The organism is Halomonas sp. IOP_14, from assembly GCF_021021315.1.
Taxonomy (GTDB): domain Bacteria; phylum Pseudomonadota; class Gammaproteobacteria; order Pseudomonadales; family Halomonadaceae; genus Vreelandella; species Vreelandella titanicae.
Map to the genome: position 1 here is coordinate 197,514 of NZ_JAINWD010000004.1, position 18,743 is coordinate 216,256.

Here is an 18,743-nt window from a genome sequence, read left to right on the forward strand (position 1 = left end):
CATCCAGACACCTAATGGCCTGACCAATGAGCCGAGTATGAGCGAGAAACTTTGACCCTGACAAGCCTCAAAAGGCCAAATAGCAGCTTTTGGGAATAAACTTTAGTAGCCATCAACTTTAGTCTAAAAACACCAGTGAAACGGATAGGAAACACCACGAATGCCGATTCAAACCATCCGCTCGCAGCGCCTCTATCGCCAGATTGCTGATCAATTACAGCAGTTAATCAATGATGGTGAGTTTCCCCCAGGAACGCTGTTACCCCCCGAGCGAGAGCTTGCCCAAGCTCTTGGCGTTAGTCGGGCTTCAGTGAGAGAGGCCTTGATTGCTCTCGAAGTGGTTGGGCAGGTAGCTGTTCGAGTCGGCCATGGTGTCGTGGTGCTTGAATCGCGCGCCACTCCAATGGAGTCGGTGATGCGCGCAGCCGCTCGAACCGAGCCCTGGGCAATAGACCCAGAGTTCGAGAGCGAAATTGAGCTCAATCTGGACGAAGAGATCCCGCCCTTTTCACTTCTCCAGACGCGCCGCTATCTGGAACCGGAAATTGCCGCGTTAGCAGCCATGAACGCCACTGAAGAGGATATGAAAGCGATCCGTTTGGCATTTGAGCGGAATGTGTCTGACAACGCCAATGGCGGGCGCAACTGCGCCGGAGATCGATTACTGCATATTCGTATTGCTGAGGCCTCAGGCAACGCGGCCTACGCACTTGTCATCAAGCATCTGCTTGGCCACAAGTACGGCGCCATGTTTCGTCGACTCCAGGAACTCTTTATGGAAACAGATATGCCGCAGCGCTCCCAGGATGACCATAAGCGCATCGTTGAAGCCATTGAAGAACGTGACCCGGCGGCTGCTCGTCGTGCCATGGAAGTGCATCTGGATCACGTACTTAATGTTTTCTTTGCTGAGTAAGTACCTCATCAAATGCCGTAGACCTAGCGCTGTAACTTAATCGCACCGTAAACCTTGAAGCGGCGATTATCCGCCAGGGTCTGGAAGTCTTGAAATGCCCGCTGCAAGTGGTCTGGATAGGGCAAAAAGCCATTTGCCACCAGGATTAACCGCCCGCCCGCATTGAGATGCTCTGGCGCTGCGCTGATCAAACGCTGGCTAGGGCCATAACTGATATCACGCTCTTTATGGAAAGGCGGGTTGCTAACAATCCAGTCAAACTGCTCACCTTCAAGTGCACTGAATACATCACTGCAGAGTACCCGCCCCTCTAGCCCATTCGCCGCCAAGGTGCGCTTACACGCCTCTACCGCAAAAGCGCTGACGTCCACCGCGGTCACATGATGGCCACGCTGGGCCAACCAAGCGCTAATAATCCCATCGCCACAGCCCATATCCAGCACTTTGAGCGGTTTTTTCGGCAAGCTATTCTCAATGCTTCCCAACAGTAACAGCGTTCCTTCATCGACTTTGCCGTGGCCAAATACGCCCGGGTGGCTGTTCAGCGTCAGTCCTAATGTCTCGAATTGCTGCCAAGCGCTATCGCTAGTCGAATCCAATGCCACGGTTTGGGTGGCAAAGAGTGAACAGCGCCGGGCGTTGTCGCGCTTATCCCAAGGCATCCCCAGCTCTTCCAGCATCTTGGGAACGCGTTTAATGCCACCTTGATGCTCGCCGACAATTTCAATGGGTGTGCCTTCAGGTAGCTGCCCACATAACCACTTGAGCCACCAAATACCTAACTGATGCGCCTTCGGCCAAAACAGCACCATCTCTTTGCCGAATGGCTCACCCGCTGCTAAGTCAAAAGGCGCTCGGGCCTGTTTGCCTTTAGCCTGCCACTCACGCAGCACGTCAAAATCGCCACTGACCACACCCGTCGATTGATCAATAAGCCAGCTATCGACTGGCGGGCCAATGACCCACAGCGCTACATAGTTATCTTTTTGCCGCTCTAACAGTTGGCACGCTGGGGCTTGGGCACTCATTCAACGATCTCCGGTTTAATTAATGTATAAAGTAGGTAGCGGCCTAAGCGCCAATGGGGGTCATGGCGACAATACTTTTTTTCCAGCGCCAGCAGCGTTTCAGTTTCTACTGGCGTGGCGGGAGGGTGGCGCAAGTAATCTTGAAAAACGCGGATACCGGCGACTGCATCTATCACTAAGCCGTTATCTGCACTCCACTGCTCAACCTCGGCATGACTAACAGGCGAAATAGGCGTCAATCGTTGTCGCTTGCCCTTCCCCGCTAAGCGGTCGCTCAACGCCTTCTCAAGATTGCCTTTGACCGCGTTGGAAAAGCGCAGTGCATCGCGATTAAACACCATCAAGCTAAGCTGGCCACCCGGTGTCAATAAATGACTCAAGGTAGCCAGTGCTGCTTGCGGGTCGCCCAACCACTCCAACACTGCATGGCAGGTAATAAGCGGCCATGGGCCAGGAGCTTGTTCTGTTAACAGTTGTAGCGGCGCCTGCAGATAAGTAATAGCCTCTTCCGGTAACGTTTTAACGTCCCGGTGCCAGGTTTTGGCGTAGCTCAACATATCTGCTGAGGGTTCAGTCATCGTGACATCGTGCCCCCGCTCAGCAAACCATGCCGCCTGCTGGCCCAGGCCACCGCCCACGTCCAGCACGCACTGCCCCTCTAGATTCAGCATTTCCGGTAGCAGGTAGTCGAGCATTGCGAGACGCAGCTCGCCCCGGGGTGCCTGATAGAGCGAACGGGAGAATTTCTCGGCCAGGCCATCGAAATAGCGATCGCCAGACGGCGTTAATTCATAGCTGCTCGATTGAGAATGGAGTGATTTAGGGTTTGAGGGCATGCCGCGAGCATCGCTGTATAAAGAAAGCGTGCAGTTTACCTGATTATCCCTACCCGGCCGAATGGCGGCCTGGTCTGCATCAAACATAAACAAAAATTATCAAATCATTACAAATGACTCTTAAAATCGATATAAATAGGTTTGCAAACTGGAGCGAAATAATAGCTAATCGACACAGGAAAAATGTCCTATCATGGTAGGAGTGACAAGCAATAGAAGCATATAGCAGTCACCACCAAGTCGATATTAATTATAACAAAATAAATACGGTGGGTTTTATATGATTATCAATACGGCGAACCAAAATACCACTGGGCAAATAATACGGTCTTTGCTAAAAAAAGAACATACTATTTCTATTTTTTCAAAAGAAGCGGCCTACGCCATAGAGGCGAAGGCTATTAAGATAGAATTGGACAGTGGTAAAATAACGTTAGCGATACATTACACAGGTAGCTCGCTTTCTCCTTATTTGCAAAACGACACCATTTGCTTTGACATAGAAGCTTCCCATCCTACGCCAGGTATAGAAGAAGAAATTTATAATATTGAACAAGTGCCGGCACACGTCATTAAAATAGATACCTGCACTTACCATTTAGAGTGCCAGCTTCCCGGCTCTATTTTTTCCTCCGATAATCGAAGAGCTTTGCGTGTACCCTTCATTCTGGGTATGCACGCACGTGTGCACTTGGAAGTATTTGCCCATGAGCTCAACGTGGAAGGTAAAGTGCGTAACCTTTCAGTAGGTGGCTGCATGGTGTATGTCAGACTGGAAGATAGCATGGCTCTTAGCATTAATCAGGTACTGCCGGAGGTCACTCTCGAGTTTCCAAACGGAGAAATATTCAACACTCAAGGACGTATTTGTCATATGCGACCTTTTGGGAGCCATGACTATGCGGCTATAGGTATTGAGTTTATTAATATGTCAGCCACGATGACTGAGACTCTTTTCCATTATGTATCGGAATCTGAGTTCGAAGCTGCTTTTCGCTCAGGTATACAGGATAGCTCCTCTCGAGCTAAGTCACGGCTTTTCATCGCAGATGCCAAAGAGAAGAAAATGCAGCACAAAGAAGAGCATGATCAAACCAAGAGTAGCCAACGATCTCCTCTGTTACGCGGTGTTCTTGAAGTCGCTCACCAGCTACAAGTCATGTTAATGTTTACTAAAAACAAGGATTTATTTCCAGAAGAGAGCCTCTATGAGTGTGTCGACAGCCTTCTTTATATGGTCACTCAAGACCGAAGGGGGCTTCAGTATGCACTGGCTTTTTTGCATGATGAACCCGAGTGGGTGCGCCATGCCATACAAGTGAGTAGCCAGCTAGCAATGATCCTGATCAGTCGTGACCCATACGCGTCACAGACACGGGAAACAGTGGCGGGCGCCCTACTACACACCATGGGTAAACCACTGCTGATTAGCGAACAGCTCCCCTCACTTAAAATTCGCATATCTCCATCGCAAGCCGAGCTACTCAAAGAACATGTTGTTGCACTGAATAACAAGCTAACAGCACTGGGCTGGGTCGCCAGCCCAGCCTGCCATGACATTATCCTCAATGCCAACGAACGGCTCGATGGCAGCGGCTATCCAGCTGGAAAGCAGGCTGCAGAGTTATCCGAGCGTGTTCGACTAATCAGTGTTATTAAAATAATCAATAAATTAACCCATGAGCGAAATGGTCAGCATCCGCGGCAACCTCTTGATGCCTACCGCTGGGTTAATAACTGCCCAACTATTTATGAAAAGTCATTACTTGTAGAGTATATCCAACACTTTGGCTTATACCCTATCGGTAGCTTAGCAAAGTTCTCAAACGGTTTCTTAGCATGGATAATGGATGTAGATGCAAAGGGAATGCCGTGTAAAGTTAACGTTATTAAAAATCTCTCCTTTAGAGACACATCTATTGACACGGTTCTTGAAAATAATGACTTTACTCAAATTGGACGTCTTGAGGGCACGGTGAACCCCACAGACTACAATATTCATATGGCCAATCACCCTTAGCGGCTCGCACGCCGTTGCTTTTGGCCTAGCAAACACCCAAAATTGAGCTACTTTCATTCCGTTAATCACAATGTAACGGAAGACACTTTAACGCAAAACGCTATTTATTTAAGCACTCTATTTTAAAGTACACTATGCCACCTACACCGCGCCGTTCCACCATTCTTGAAGTAGCCCGCCTCGCTGGTGCCTCTAAAACCAGCGTATCGCGCTATTTTGGCGAAGAGCGTGATCGGCTCTCGCCCTCACTTCAAGCGCGCATCGCCCATGCGGCAGGTACCCTTGGCTACCAGCCAAATCAAATGGCACGCGGGTTAAAAGGTGGTCGCTCTAAATTGTTAGGTATGTTGGTGGCAGATATCCGCAACCCATTTTCAGTGGCTATCACACATGGTGTAGAGCAAGCGTGCCGCCAATACGGCTACTCATTGGTAGTATGTAATACTGATAACGACCCAGAACAGGAGCGCCAGCATTTAGACCTGTTGGGTGCCTATCAGGTGGAAGGTCTCGTGGTAAATGCATCCGGCAGCCCTGAACGCCAACTACATACTTTCATCAGCCAGGGGACACCCATTGTGCTGCTAGACCGCGAAGTCGATCATGTGGAAGCGGAGGTGGTTGGACTCGATAATCATCTGGCGGTCGATATGGCGCTAGAACACTTGGCCGATCAGGGCTACCAGGCCGTGCTGTATGTCAGCGAAGCTCCCCAGCAGTCAAGCACCCGACAAAAACGCTTGGCCCGCTTTAACCACACTGCCGAGCAGTTGGGGCTTATTCATTCATCCTCCCTGCTTGCTAACTCAGATGGCACTGCAACGCTTCAAGAATTAAGCGACTTTTTAGCCGCCCACCAACAGCACGCTTGCGCTGTCTTGTGCGGCAATGGCACTGCCACCCTAACCGTGACCCGCCTGTTTCAGCAGTTGGACTTACTGCTTGGCAAGGTAGGCTTGATGGGGATTGATGAACTCGATTGGTGCGCTTTGATCTCTCCCGGCATTACCACGCTTGCCCAACCCACCGATGCAATGGGTAAAACGGCTGTTCAATGCTTGATGCATCGCATTGCTCCCCACGTATCATCAATGCCAGCGGCGCTGAGTTTTTCACCTACTCTGATTGAACGAGGTTCTACCCAACACTAAGAAACCTCTGATTAACTATTGCGCTTGGCCATACGGCGTTAAAAATCACCTCGTGCGCGAGTCCGATCAAAATGCTCATTTACAACCCGTAAACTCCGCTTTTTCGTTGATTTTTGCCTTGTCTGGCCTGCGCTCATTACGTAAATCAGAGGTTCCCTAATTTTTTTAGTCGGTGCTAAAAAATTGCCACAAAAATGGTATCGTTCCCATTGGATGATAATGAACAACTCGAAGAGATTACTGACTATGCCCCACTCCTTCTCTAACCCACCAGAAATTCTCACCTTCGGCGAAGCCATGGCTATGTTTGTCGCTGATTCACCAGGCGACTTATCCAACATTGATCGTTTCCACCGCCGCTTGGCAGGCGCCGATAATAATGTCGCTATCGGCCTCTCCAGGCTGGGTTTCCACGTGGGCTGGTTAAGTCGAGTGGGAACCGATAGCTTTGGAGGGTTTATTCAGGCGGCATTAACAGCGGAAGGTATCGATGATCGCTATATTCACGCCGATGCACAGCACCCCACCGGGCTGCTCTTTAAAGAACGTGCCCAGAACGGCGCCGACCCGCGAGTTGAATATTTTAGACGTGGCAGTGCCGCCAGCCATCTCACTATTGAGGACGCCCGGGATGTCGACTTTCAGGCACTTAACCACCTTCACGCGACGGGCATTACCCCAGCGTTATCTGAAAGCGCCTGCCAACTTAGCCATCATTTGATGGAAGGGGCCCGCGCCCACGGCGCTAGTATTTCCTTTGACCCCAATTTGCGGCCGTCACTTTGGCCTAGCGAAAACGTTATGCGGTCGACCCTTAATGAACTCGCCAGCCGCGCCGACTGGGTGTTGCCTGGGCTTTCAGAGGGCCAGCTTCTCACCGGGCAGAAGACGCCTTACGACATAGCAGGCTATTATCTGGATCAAGGTGCCTCGGCTGTGATCATCAAGCTGGGCCCCGAAGGTAGCTATTACCGTGGCAACCTGGATGGGCAAGAAGAGAGCTTTACAGTGGCCGGTTGCCACGTTGCTGAGGTGGTGGATACCGTAGGTGCAGGCGATGGCTTCGCCGTCGGTGTCATTAGCGCTCTGCTTGACGGAAGAACGGCGCGTCAAGCCGCCCAACGCGGCAACCTCATTGGCGCCCAAGCCATCCAGGTAGTGGGTGATATGGAAGGTCTGCCTAATCGCGAGCAACTACTAGCGCTTGAAGTCGACCAACCCATTGGCTAATCGCCACACACTATTTTTTAAATAGCAGGTTTTAAATAACAGGTTTTAGATAACAGGCTTTTCACCATGGAGATAACAATGAAAAAACGTCTAGTGATTCAAGGACGACTCAGCGACGCTCAACAGACTGAACTTAGCGATTTGTTTGAAGTGGATGTGTTGCCGAAAACCAGCTCGCTTGATGCCCCTGAAAATCGCGCTCTATTAGCGGAGACACACGGCATTATCGGTTCCGGCTTAGCCATTACCCCCCAGTTGCTGGACGCAGCGCCCAACTTGAAAGTCATAGCGACCATCTCTGTTGGCTACGACAACATCCCTGTTGATGAACTTACTAAGCGCGGCATTATGCTGTGCAATACGCCTGATGTGCTTACCGAAACCACTGCCGACACCGGCTTTGCGTTGATCATGGCCGCGGCGCGCCGGGTGGTTGAACTAGCCGAGTGGGTCAAAGCGGACAAATGGCAAGCCAGCATTGGCCCGGCACTGTTTGGCAGCGATGTGCATGGTAAAACCCTAGGCATGGTGGGGTTTGGGCGCATCGGTCAAGCCGTTGCCAGGCGCGGAGCCCTGGGCTTTGGTATGCAGGTGCTCTACTCCAACGCTTCACCCAAGCCCGATTTAGAGAGTGAGCTTGGTGCGCAGCGCCGCGAACTCAACGAGCTATTGGCTGAAGCCGATTTCGTCTGTGTCACTGTGCCGCTTACCGCCGAGACCGAGCATTTGATCGGTACCCAAGAGTTTGCGCTGATGAAGCCTTCAGGCATTTTTATCAATATCGCCCGCGGCAAAGTCGTCGATGAAAGCGCCTTAATACACGCCTTGGAAACCAGCGTTATTCAAGCAGCAGGGCTGGATGTATTTGAGCAGGAGCCACTACGCGCTGCGTCACCGCTGACGAAGATGCCCAATGTGGTCGCCCTGCCGCATATCGGCTCTGCTACCCATGAGACCCGCGACGCCATGGCCCAGCGAGCGGTGGATAATATTCGTCTAGCACTCCCGGGTGAGCGGCCAATTAGCTTAGTCAACGAGGAAACCTATCAATGAAGCCTGCCACGCCCCTGTGCTTACTGTTCGATTGCGATGGCACCTTGGTGGATAGCGAAATACTGCTTGCCGAGGTGATGGGGGATATTCTTCCCGAATTCGGCTTACCCTTTTCAGCGCGTCAGTATATGGATGAATTTCGCGGGGTGCGTTTCCAGACGATCGTCCAAACCCTGGAAAAGCGTTTTCAAACATTAGCAGAAGATGCATTTTCCCAGCTTGAGGCAGGTATGCGGGCGCGTATGGAAGCCCGTATGCGTGCCGAGCTGGTGGCGATTCCTGGTATGGTCGCCGCACTGGAACAGTTAAGTAGCCACCCCAAGGCCGTGGTCTCTAATGGCCCCGAGCGCAAAATTCGCTGTGCGCTGGAAAGCACCGAACTAGGCCATCACTTTGCTGACAAGCTCTTTAGCGCCTATACCCTCAATGTCTGGAAACCCGACCCCGAGCTGTACCGTAAAGCTGCCGCCGCTATGGGCCATGCTCCTCAGCAGTGCGTGGTGATCGATGACGCGGCGGTGGGTGTGGAAGCGGGGCTAGCGGCGGGCATGCACGTGATTCACCTCAACCACTTCCCTAATGAAGAACTCACCCCCGAAGGGGCGATTGGTATCCACCACGCCAGCGAGCTTCCCACCGCCATTGCGCGCCTACACTTCTGATCGCGGTTGCTTGGTTAACTGATTAACCGCCGCTAATCAACTCTCCAACGCCCGCCCTCGACAGGCATGTTTCCCGTGCCTGCCGACGACACCGCCTGCGTGCTTATAACCCCCTCACTCTGTACTGAAAATATGCATCGCGACCAATGTCGCATAGCCCAAGCATTGACCTATGCAGGAATGACGTTAAGCTTGGCCTCACATCAAATATAAAAACAGATTTTATATTTGAGAAACAGCTATCGCATCGCAACAAGAACATCACAATAAAACGGAGAACCTTCCATGCGCCTAACCCACTTAATGATGGCCAGCCTCGCTATTGGCTTCACCACGTCGCTCCAAGCTGCCGATTTCACCTTCAAGTATGCTCATTCGCAAACCGATGAGGCGCCGCGTTCTGAGTCCATGCGCTACTTCAAAGAAGCGCTTGAAGAGCGCAGTGATGGGCGTATCGCCGTCGAACTCTATTTCAATGGCACCCTGGGGAAGGAGGAGGACGTACTTCAGCAAGTTCAAATGGGGCTTATTCAGGGCTATCGCGGTGGTTTGTTTGCCCAAGCTAACCCCGCCTACCTGATCTATACCATGCCGTTCCTGTTCACCACGCCGGAGCAGGCTATTGACGTAATGGAGGGCGAGCTTGGCCAGGCCATTAATGAAGGCGCACGTGAAAGCCAGCTGCATATACCGGTGACCGGCGTTGCAGGCGGTATGCGCCAGTTAACCAATAACGTTCGCGCCGTTAATCAAGTTGATGACCTCCGTGGCTTGAAGATTCGCACCCCGCCACTGGCTCCCACGCTGCGGGCGTTTGAAGCGCTGGGAGCCTCCCCCCAGCAAGTGCCTTACACCGAAACCTATATGGCGCTACGCACAGGCGTGGTCGATGGGCAAGAAAACCCGTCCTCCAATATCGCCGATATGAAATTCCATGAAGCTCAGGAGTACATGTCATTACTGAACTGGCAAATCCATCCTGACCCCTTCTTTATCAGCGCCCAGTGGTACGACCAGCTACCTGAAGAGTTGCAGATGATCGTCGACGACGTCGCTCAGGAGACGATGACGCGCTCCAACGAAATTTGGCTAGCCTCCGAAGCCAACTACCTCGAAACCCTTGGCGAGCACATGAGCATTAATGACATCGCCGACGAACACCGCCAAGGTTTTGTAGATGCCGTCGTTCCTGTCTGGGAGCACTTTGTTGAGCGTGGTGACTTTAGCCAGGAGCAGTTAGAGCAAGTGCTCGCCCTGACTGATCAAGCCGAGGTACTGGAGTAATGAATCCACCTCCACTGGCGCAGCCGATGGCGGAAGATACCGCCTTGATGCGGGTAATGCGCCGCTTCGCTAGCCTGCTGGAAAATCTGATCGCCGCATTAATTGCGGCGGTTTTCCTGCTCTGCTTGGCACTGGTGATACTGCGCTACGTATTCAGCATTGGCTTTGCCGGTGCTGAAGAAGTGATGCGCTTTCTATTTGTGTATTCCACCGCACTGGGGGCATCGGTCGCCATTTTGCGCGGCGAGCATATCCGTATCAGCGTGCTTGTGGATGCACTGCCTTCGGCAATAGCCGTCTGGCTGAACCGCTTACGCCACTGTCTTGTGATGTTATTCAATGGCTATTTGGCATGGCTCAGTATCAGCTGGATTGGGCAAGTGGGTCGTTTCCGCTCCGCCGTGCTGGATGTGCCTAATTGGGTAGTGCAAATCAGTGTCCCCATTGGCGCGCTACTGGTCATTCTATTTTCTTTGGCGGTGCTAATGGGTGGCGAGCGGCCCTCCGCTCAACGAGAAGACGCGCAGGAGGGCCAGGCATGATTTTACTGCTTGTTAGCCTGATGGTGCTGTTGCTGATTGGGGTACCCATCGCCTACTCGCTAGGGCTTTCGGGGTTGGTTTACTTTTTGATCATGCAACCAGGCTTGATTGGCGTGCTGCCCCAGCGGGTACTGTCCGGTATGGATCTGTACACCATGATTGCCCTGCCGCTGTTCATTTTGATGGGGCTGGTGATGAACGCCTCAGGCATTACCGCTCGCTTGATCGACTTCTGTTTGATGTTGGTAGGCCGTTTTCCAGGTGGGCTGGGGCACGTCAATATTTCGACATCAATGATCTTTGGCGGCATATCGGGCTCTTCTGTGTCTGATACGGCGTCGGTGGGTTCCGCCATGATTCCGGAGATGGCACGCAAGGGATACAGCGTCGAAACCGCCAGCGGCATTACCGTGGCCTCTTCCACCATGGGCATGATCATTCCTCCCAGTGTGCCCATGGTGATCTACGCCGTTACCGCCCAGCAGTCTATTGGCACCATGTTTATGGCGAGCCTTATCCCCGGTCTACTCATTGGCCTGCTGATGATGGGCATCATTGCGCTAATGGCCGGTCGTCAAGGCTACCCCCGTGCCCACGCAGGATTAAACCCTCAACAGCGCCGTCAGGTGATTCAGCGTGCGGTACTCGCGCTATTAATTCCTCTGTTTGTAGTGGGTGCGGTGGTCGGCGGTGTCGCTACGGCCACTGAGTCTGCCGCGTTAGGCGTGGGCTATGCGCTGATTCTGGCCTTGGTGGTATTTAAAAGCCTCAAACTGCGTGAACTGCCCGCACTGTTTCGCTCTGCCGTAATGACCAGCGCAACGGTGATGATCATTATTGCCATGAGCCAGCTGTACGTGTGGATTCTCTCGATGGAGCAGATTCCCCAGCTGTTGGCAGGCTTTTTAGGCGGGCTGGATCTTACCCCGATATTGCTTCTGCTGGTGATTGCAGCTGCCGTGCTACTGATCGGCACCTTTATTGATGTGACCCCCGCGATTTTGCTGATTACCCCAGTGGTGCTGCCGGTGCTTGCCCTGGCCAATATTTCACCTGTGCAGTTTGGTGTCCTGTTGATCAGTGGCTTGGCTATTGGCTTGGTCACGCCGCCGGTGGGCATGTGCCTGAACGTCTGCTCATCCATCACTGGCCTCTCGATTGGGCGTATTTTCCGCGGCGCCCTGCCGTTCCTGCTCGCAAATCTCCTGGTGATACTGCTGGTCATTGTCTTTCCGGCTATCACCCTGTGGCCGCTCACGCTGTTCTCGTGAGCCCATTTACTTTTACTATTAAAGGAAATTCATATGGATATTCGCCAAGCGCTTCATAGCGATCATTTTAAAACCCTCGATACCCAGGGCCTGCGTGACAAAATGCTGGTCACCAAGATTATGGAGCCTGGGCAACTGTCGCTAACCTACAGCCACGTTGACCGCATTATTGTCGGTGGCGCGGTACCCACTGATTCACCGCTTACCCTGAGCGGTGGCAAAGAACTTGGCGTTGACTATTTTCTAGAGCGGCGGGAAATGGGCGTTATCAACATTGGCGCGCCCGGGCGCATTACTGTCGACGGTGAAACGGTCGAGCTGGGCACCCACCACGGCTTGTATATTCCCAAAGAGAGCCGTGAAGTCAGCTTTGAGAGCCTCGATGCGACCAAGCCTGCGCGCTTTTATATCAACTCAACGCCTGCCCATGTACGTTACCAGCTTCGCCATATCCGCCCGGAAGATGCCTCGCCCACCACCCTTGGCGACCCCGAAACCGGAAATGTGCGTACCATTAATAAGTACCTACATACCGATGTACTGGATACCTGCCAGCTCTCCATGGGGCTTACCCAGTTAGAGCCCGGCAGTATGTGGAACACCATGCCCTGCCATACCCACGAACGGCGCATGGAAGTGTACTTCTACTTTGACTTGAGTGAAGACGATGTGGTGTTCCACCTGTGTGGTGAACCCCAAGAGACCCGGCATATCGTGGTTGCCAACGAACAAGCCGTGATTCACCCCAGCTGGTCGATTCACTGCGGCTTTGGCACTCGCCGCTACACCTTTATTTGGGGTATGTGCGGTGAAAACCTGACCTACGATGATATGGACTTTATCGCTTCTAAAGAGCTGCGCTAAACCACTACCCAGGGAGAGTGACCAATGAAGCTATTTTCGCTGAACGGACAAGTTGCCATGGTGACGGGTTGCAACAAAGGGTTGGGCCAGGGAATTGCCATTGCACTGGCACAGGCGGGTGCCGATATCGTGGGGGTCAACCGCAGCCCTGCTGATGACACCCGCCAGCAGGTCGAGGCCCTAGGGCGCCAGTTTTACGACATTACGGCGGAGCTGGGCAGCCAAGCGCCTAGCGAGATTGTCTCACAGGCGATCGCGCAAGCGGGCAAGGTGGATATCCTGGTCAACAATGCGGGGATTATTCGCCGGGCAGCAGCCGTTGAATTTTCAGAGCAAGATTGGGATGACGTCATTGACGTTAACTTAAAAGCCGCTTTCTTTCTCGCACAGCAGGTTGCCAAACACCTTATCGAGCGCAAAGCGCCGGGCAAGATCGTCAATATCGCTTCATTACTGTCGTTTCAGGGCGGCATTCGCGTGCCCTCCTACACCACCAGCAAAAGCGGCATTCTCGGCTTAACGCGCCTGCTCGCCAATGAGTGGGCGGGCCATGACATCAACGTTAATGGCATCGCCCCTGGCTATATGGCCACCGACAACACCCAAGCATTGCGCGACGATCCCCAGCGCCATGCTGAAATTCTTGGCCGAATCCCCGCCGGACGCTGGGGCACGCCAGAAGACTTAGCCGGCGCTGTGATATTCTTATGCTCCGATGCCGCCCGCTACGTGCATGGACATACCCTGGCGGTAGACGGCGGCTGGCTGGCACGCTAACCAAGCGTTTTGGTTAACGCCACGATCAACGAGCGATTGGCAATCACGTAAGGGAGCTTGAATGAAGGAGAAGGCTGAAACGCAGTACCACGCCCCTGCCTTAGAGAAAGGGTTGGATATTTTGGAGCTGCTTGCCCAATCTCCCCAGCCGCTAAGCACCCAAGCGATTGCCGAACAGATCGGCCGTAAAACCAATGAGATGTACCGCATGCTGATGGTGCTGCGAGATCGTGGCTACGTCAGCATGGATGATAGCGGTAGCCGCTATCAGCTAACGCTAAAGATGTTTGAGATGGCCCACCGCTTCCCGCCCACCAAGCGGTTAGTACAGGCCGCACTACCGCGCATGGAAGAGCTGTGCCATGAAATCTCCCAGTCGTGTCATCTTAGCGTTGCTCGTCCTGGCCATCTATTGGTAGTGGCCCAGTACGAAAACCCCGACAAGATGGGCTTTGGGCTGCGCCTGGGGGCCAACATCGATATATGCGGCTCCGGTTCTGGGGCCGTCATGCTGGCCTTTCTGGATGAGCCACGCCGGGAGCGCATTCTCGCCGCCAGCGATGCAACGCAACAAGAGGTTGACCGAACGCGGGCGCTATTTGATCCGATTCGCCAGCAGGGCTACCACGTGGGGCCAAGCCCTCAAGTCCAAGGGTTAACCAATATCAGCTTCCCTGTCTTTGGGGTTCATGACGTTATCGAAGCCGTTATCACCATCCCTTATCTCACTCTGATTCCAGAAGCGATGCATCGGGAAGTTCCCAGCATCGACCGCTGCCGGGAACAGCTAGGGGAGCTGGCAGACGCCCTGACACTGGCTATTGGTGGGCGCCTACCAGCAGGTACGACGAGCTAAATGATGTTCTCTATAACGGTTTTCTCAATAACAGGGCGCTAAAAGTAGGTCGCCATACGCTCTTTAACGTTTAGTTGATCATCCACTAACAATATCTGGCGCCATTTATCGAAGGTTAAACAAGGATGAGAGGCGCCAAACGCGACAATATCACCGACCTCGACATCTTGAGCCCCTTCCGGAAGGCCCACAAAGGTGTGCTGATCCATAATTTTCGTCACTTCCCAACCAGCAACTGACATTGACTGAGAGGGCTCACCGGCTTCCCTGAACCGGCTCAGGGCCATAGGTAGCTGGTCATGACCAATATCACGCTTACCTAGCGCCACAATGGCAAGCCCAGGTTCGGGAAGCGACTGCACCTGGGCAAAGACTTCCAGGGCAGGCTCAAGCCCCTGCTGCAAATCCGGCCGGCGGCCTAATACCGCTGATTGCGCTTCACGATAAAGCCCATGGTCGTGGACGATGTAGCAACCTGGGCGTAGCACGGGGGTAAATCTTCCCTGAAGCGGTGCGCCCTGAAAGGCCTCTGCAATCACATCATACCAGGCGGAACCTGACGCGGTGACAATCGGGTTCTCTTCAGCAAAGCGTCCAGCAGCTTCGAGCTCTACGGCAACATCCACCAGGTATTTAGCATAGGTACGAATACCAGATTCGGGATTATCCCCGTGAACCACACCCTCATAGCCCTCCAGGCCCACCAGAGAAAGTGCTGGTTCACTAGCAATCACCTCCGCCAGCGAAAGAATTTGCTGCTGATTGCGGCAGCCACAGCGGCCACCCTCCACGCCTATCTCAATAAGCACCGATAACGTCAAGCCCCGCTCAGCAAAAAAGCGCCCGAGCTGGCGCGCATTCTCATGGCTATCGACCACACAATAAAACGCAGCGCCCTGTTCGATCAGACTGGCGATAATGGCCATATTTGCCTGACCCACCAGTTGGTTCGCCATCAATATTCGGGTAACGCCATTGGCGAAAGCCGCACGACACTGGGGCGCAGTGGCAAGTGTGATACCCCACGCACCTGCCTGGAGCTGTCGATGGAAAAGCGCGGGCGTCATGGTGGTTTTGCCATGGGGCGCCAAGCGAGCACCGTGAGCCTCTGCGAATCGTTGCATCCACTCTACGTTATGAGCCAGTGGGCCTTCATGCACCACGGCGGCGGGAAGGCTGACACCTGATAGAAGGTTTGATCCCAATTCCTCACCGCCTTTATCCATCGCTAACGCCATTGTCTGCATTCGCCCATATCCTCTTTTTTAATAAAGCATCTATGTTAGATACTTTCACAACTATTGACTTAAGGTTAGAAACTAACATACTTTTTAAATCAGGCAACCATTAGGAGTCCACGGTGAGCCAGGAAATCGACATCTTGTCACGTATTACCACTGACTTTGCTGCCTTGCGTGAAGCTGAAAAAAAAGTCGCCGAGCTGATATTTGCTGACATCGAGTTTGTCACCGAAGCAAGCATCGGTGACATCGCCCAGCGCGCGGGGGTAAGTGATGCCAGTGTCACCCGATTTGCACGCGCTATCGGCTGCACTAATGTGCGTGACTTAAAAACGCGCTTAACACGCGCTTTAGCAGCAGGTCGCCGTTTTATACAAGAAGCGACCCCCGAAGACAGCTCAAGCGTGGTGTATGACATTGCCACACAAACCCTCGCGCTTAACCGTGACTTGCTCGCCCAGGCCGATGTGGCAGGCGCGGTCGAACAGCTGGATAAAGCGCGCCAGATATTGGTATTTGGCGCAGGGGGCGGTTCCAGCATTCTCTGCCAAGAGTTTCAATTCCGTTTAGTGAGACTTGGCTATGCGATCTGCGCTTACCCTCAAGCACTCTTACCCCGCATGGTAGCGTCAACCCTTGAGCCAAATGACGTAGTGGTTGTGCTATCGGTCACTGGCTATACCCCGGAGATGGTGGAGTCGGCACAAATTGCCAGGCAGTACGGCGCAAAAGTGATTGCCATCACCGCCCTGAATTCTCCTTTAGCCGATACATCCGACACTGTGCTCCCGATTACCTCGCGGGAAACCGACTTCATCTATCACCCTTCAGCTTCCCGCTACGCCATGCTGGCGGTCATCGATGTGTTAGCGCTTGAACTTGCCATGCGCCACCGAGAGCGTTCACGGACTAAATTGCGTCGTCTCAAGCTTAGCCTCGATGACCATCGCGGTGGCGACAACCGCCAGCCACTAGGAGATTAAGATGGTTTACGACCTGCTGATTCGTAACGCCAGCGTACTGGATGGCTCCGGCGCAGCCCATTTTCGTGCCGATGTGGCTATTCAAGGCGAGCGTATCTGCGCCATCGGTGACATGCCCTACGCCACCGCCACCACCATTATTGACGCCCAAGAGCGCTATCTGACCCCTGGTTTTATCGATGTCCACACTCACGACGACACTAATGTCATTCGTACCCCAGAGATGCTGCCGAAGCTGACACAAGGAATAACGACGGTGGTGGTGGGTAACTGTGGGATCAGTGCGAGCCCCGTGACACTCGCCAGCGAAGTCCCCGATCCCATGAATTTACTGGGCAGGCTAGAAGACTTCCGCTACTCAAGCTTCAGCGCCTATGCCAACGCCGTAGACGCTGCCGCACCCAGTATCAACGTCGCCGCCTTGGTGGGGCATACGAGTCTGCGCAGCCAGGTGATGGATAGCTTTGCCCGGCCTGCGACTCAAGAAGAAATTGCCAACATGGAAGTGTTGCTAAGCCAAGCGCTGGATGAAGGTGCATTAGGGCTTAGCTCAGGGCTTGCCTATCGCAACGCGATACACGCGCCGACCACCGAAATGGCCCCCCTGGTGGCCGCCGTTGGCCAATCAGGCGGCGTATATACCACCCATCTTCGAGATGAGTTTGCGGGCCTGCTGGATGCCATGGACGAAGCATTTTCCACCGCTCGCAATGGCCAGGTGCCTCTGGTGATCTCGCACCTTAAATGCGCAGGCGCGGGCAATTGGGGAGGCGCTGGTAAAGCGCTGAGTAAATTGGAGTCTGCCGCCCAGCACCAGCATGCCCACTGCGACTGCTACCCCTACACCGCGGGCTCCTCCACTCTCGATCTGGGCCAGGTCACAGACGAAATCGAGATCACCATTACCTGGTCGACACCGCACCCTGAGCAGGCACGTCGCCCGTTAAAAGAGATCGCCGCCGAATGGGGGGTATCACTGTTAGATGCGGCCAAGCAGCTACAGCCGGCGGGGGCGGTTTACCACAACATGAGTGAAGCGGATATGCAGCAAGTGTTAGCGCATCCGCTCTCCATGGTCGGTTCCGATGGATTACCGAACGACCCGCACCCCCACCCGCGCCTTTGGGGGGCATTTCCGCGTGTGCTGGCCCACTACAGCCGCGATTTAAAGCTAATGCCACTGGCCGAAGCGGTGCGCAAAATGACCAGCCTTTCGGCGACTAATTTCGGCTTAACGGATCGCGGAGTGATCCGCATAGGCGCCTACGCAGACCTCACCCTTTTTGATCTAACGATGCTTGAAGATACGGCCAATTACGAGACCCCCATCGCAGCCGCTAAAGGCATCGAAATGGTCATAGTGAACGGCAGAATCGCCTATCACCAAGGCACAATTTCAGACCAACGCGCGGGCAGAATGCTACGCAGAACAGAGCGCATTTCGCAATCGATCCCCACCTTTCAACCCAACCAGGAGCAAACATCATGAGCATTACTCGATACGGCACGGAAGGCGGCGTAGGCACCGGCGGTCAGAAGCTGCCCTTTGCCCGCGCCGTAGAGGCAGGTGGCTGGCTATACGTCTCCGGACAAACACCAATGACCGACGGCGAAGTCGTTGAAGGCGGCATTGTTGAGCAGACCCGCCTCGCCTTCGATAACTGCCTGGCCATCATGCAAGAAGCAGGTTTCGGCGTTGAAGACGTCGTGCATGTCACCACCGTGCTCACCGATGCGCGCTATTTCACCTCGTTCAACAAGGTGTTTAAGGAGGTCTTTGGCGACAACCCACCGGCACGCATCTGCAGCGTTCAAGACTTGGTGGTGGACTGCAAAGTTGAGGTTGACGTGAAGTGCTTCCGCGCTGATCGCGTCTAGACACCCAACGTTAAGTACCCCCAAAAAAAGCGCCGCACCCCGGCAAGGGTGCAGCGCCAGATTACCGCGTGATTAGGATAAAAAGCCCCGCGGTAATCGCTTCCATTGCCTACCTTCGGCCGCGGCAACGGCCGGATAAACAACGATAAGA

General features: G+C 53.6%; 18 protein-coding genes. 15 read left to right on the forward strand and 3 right to left on the reverse strand.

Features of this window, described 5'->3' with window-relative positions:
* The first annotated feature begins 160 nt into the window (after nucleotides 1-160).
* Nucleotides 161-916: a FadR/GntR family transcriptional regulator gene (locus tag K7H09_RS05470; RefSeq protein WP_022524026.1), complete on the forward strand. Its 756-nt coding sequence runs from the start codon at nucleotides 161-163 to the stop codon at nucleotides 914-916.
* A 23-nt stretch (nucleotides 917-939) separates the two neighbouring features.
* On the opposite strand, the gene K7H09_RS05475 is transcribed toward K7H09_RS05470, so the two are convergent.
* Complete coding sequence (locus K7H09_RS05475; protein ID WP_230803911.1) at nucleotides 940-1,944, reverse strand: methyltransferase; 1,005 nt, start codon at nucleotides 1,942-1,944, stop codon at nucleotides 940-942.
* Nucleotides 1,941-2,780, reverse strand: coding sequence for a methyltransferase domain-containing protein (locus K7H09_RS05480; protein ID WP_041158005.1), 840 nt, complete (start codon nucleotides 2,778-2,780; stop codon nucleotides 1,941-1,943). Before K7H09_RS05480 ends, K7H09_RS05475 begins: the two co-directional genes overlap by 4 nt.
* A gap of 280 nt (nucleotides 2,781-3,060) precedes the next feature.
* Between K7H09_RS05480 and K7H09_RS05485 the strand changes: the two genes are divergently transcribed.
* From K7H09_RS05485 to K7H09_RS05535, 11 genes are all read left to right on the forward strand, one after another.
* Entirely contained in the window at nucleotides 3,061-4,800 is a 1,740-nt protein-coding gene (locus K7H09_RS05485; protein ID WP_230803936.1) for an HD domain-containing phosphohydrolase, read from the forward strand.
* Nucleotides 4,801-4,934: 134 nt separating this feature from the next.
* A complete protein-coding gene (locus K7H09_RS05490; protein ID WP_230803942.1) occupies nucleotides 4,935-5,951 on the forward strand; it encodes a LacI family DNA-binding transcriptional regulator in 1,017 nt (338 codons plus the stop codon).
* 246 nt (nucleotides 5,952-6,197) lie between these two features.
* Complete coding sequence (locus K7H09_RS05495) at nucleotides 6,198-7,181, forward strand: sugar kinase (protein WP_230803945.1); 984 nt, start codon at nucleotides 6,198-6,200, stop codon at nucleotides 7,179-7,181.
* Between the two features lie 78 nt (nucleotides 7,182-7,259).
* Nucleotides 7,260-8,234: a 2-hydroxyacid dehydrogenase gene (locus tag K7H09_RS05500; RefSeq protein ID WP_230803952.1), complete on the forward strand. Its 975-nt coding sequence runs from the start codon at nucleotides 7,260-7,262 to the stop codon at nucleotides 8,232-8,234.
* On the forward strand, nucleotides 8,231-8,896 hold the full coding sequence (locus K7H09_RS05505; protein ID WP_041158001.1) for an HAD family hydrolase: 666 nt from the start codon (nucleotides 8,231-8,233) through the stop codon (nucleotides 8,894-8,896). The genes K7H09_RS05500 and K7H09_RS05505 overlap by 4 nt, the downstream gene beginning before the upstream one ends.
* Before the next feature lie 285 nt (nucleotides 8,897-9,181).
* Nucleotides 9,182-10,180 (forward strand): TRAP transporter substrate-binding protein, encoded by a 999-nt coding sequence (locus K7H09_RS05510; protein ID WP_230803954.1) that lies wholly within the window; start codon nucleotides 9,182-9,184, stop codon nucleotides 10,178-10,180.
* Complete coding sequence (locus K7H09_RS05515) at nucleotides 10,180-10,722, forward strand: TRAP transporter small permease (RefSeq protein WP_027959017.1); 543 nt, start codon at nucleotides 10,180-10,182, stop codon at nucleotides 10,720-10,722. The genes K7H09_RS05510 and K7H09_RS05515 overlap by 1 nt, the downstream gene beginning before the upstream one ends.
* Nucleotides 10,719-11,993, forward strand: coding sequence for a TRAP transporter large permease (locus K7H09_RS05520; RefSeq protein ID WP_230803958.1), 1,275 nt, complete (start codon nucleotides 10,719-10,721; stop codon nucleotides 11,991-11,993). The genes K7H09_RS05515 and K7H09_RS05520 overlap by 4 nt, the downstream gene beginning before the upstream one ends.
* Nucleotides 11,994-12,026: 33 nt before the next feature.
* On the forward strand, nucleotides 12,027-12,857 hold the full coding sequence (gene kduI / locus K7H09_RS05525) for a 5-dehydro-4-deoxy-D-glucuronate isomerase (RefSeq protein WP_009287711.1): 831 nt from the start codon (nucleotides 12,027-12,029) through the stop codon (nucleotides 12,855-12,857).
* 24 nt (nucleotides 12,858-12,881) lie between these two features.
* Complete coding sequence (kduD, locus tag K7H09_RS05530; RefSeq protein WP_009287710.1) at nucleotides 12,882-13,634, forward strand: 2-dehydro-3-deoxy-D-gluconate 5-dehydrogenase KduD; 753 nt, start codon at nucleotides 12,882-12,884, stop codon at nucleotides 13,632-13,634.
* 61 nt (nucleotides 13,635-13,695) lie between these two features.
* Complete coding sequence (locus K7H09_RS05535; protein WP_009287709.1) at nucleotides 13,696-14,490, forward strand: IclR family transcriptional regulator; 795 nt, start codon at nucleotides 13,696-13,698, stop codon at nucleotides 14,488-14,490.
* A 38-nt stretch (nucleotides 14,491-14,528) separates the two neighbouring features.
* On the opposite strand, the gene K7H09_RS05540 is transcribed toward K7H09_RS05535, so the two are convergent.
* Nucleotides 14,529-15,737, reverse strand: a complete 1,209-nt coding sequence (locus tag K7H09_RS05540; protein ID WP_230803961.1) for an amino acid deaminase — start codon at nucleotides 15,735-15,737, stop codon at nucleotides 14,529-14,531.
* Between the two features lie 113 nt (nucleotides 15,738-15,850).
* Between K7H09_RS05540 and K7H09_RS05545 the strand changes: the two genes are divergently transcribed.
* From K7H09_RS05545 to K7H09_RS05555, 3 genes are read left to right on the forward strand one after another with little or no spacing between them, the layout of a single operon-like run.
* Nucleotides 15,851-16,714, forward strand: a complete 864-nt coding sequence (locus K7H09_RS05545; RefSeq protein WP_230803963.1) for a MurR/RpiR family transcriptional regulator — start codon at nucleotides 15,851-15,853, stop codon at nucleotides 16,712-16,714.
* A gap of 1 nt (nucleotide 16,715) precedes the next feature.
* Nucleotides 16,716-18,203, forward strand: a complete 1,488-nt coding sequence (locus tag K7H09_RS05550) for an N-acyl-D-amino-acid deacylase family protein (protein WP_230803966.1) — start codon at nucleotides 16,716-16,718, stop codon at nucleotides 18,201-18,203.
* Entirely contained in the window at nucleotides 18,200-18,592 is a 393-nt protein-coding gene (locus tag K7H09_RS05555) for a RidA family protein (RefSeq protein ID WP_022524043.1), read from the forward strand. The genes K7H09_RS05550 and K7H09_RS05555 overlap by 4 nt, the downstream gene beginning before the upstream one ends.
* Nucleotides 18,593-18,743: the final 151 nt, after the last annotated feature.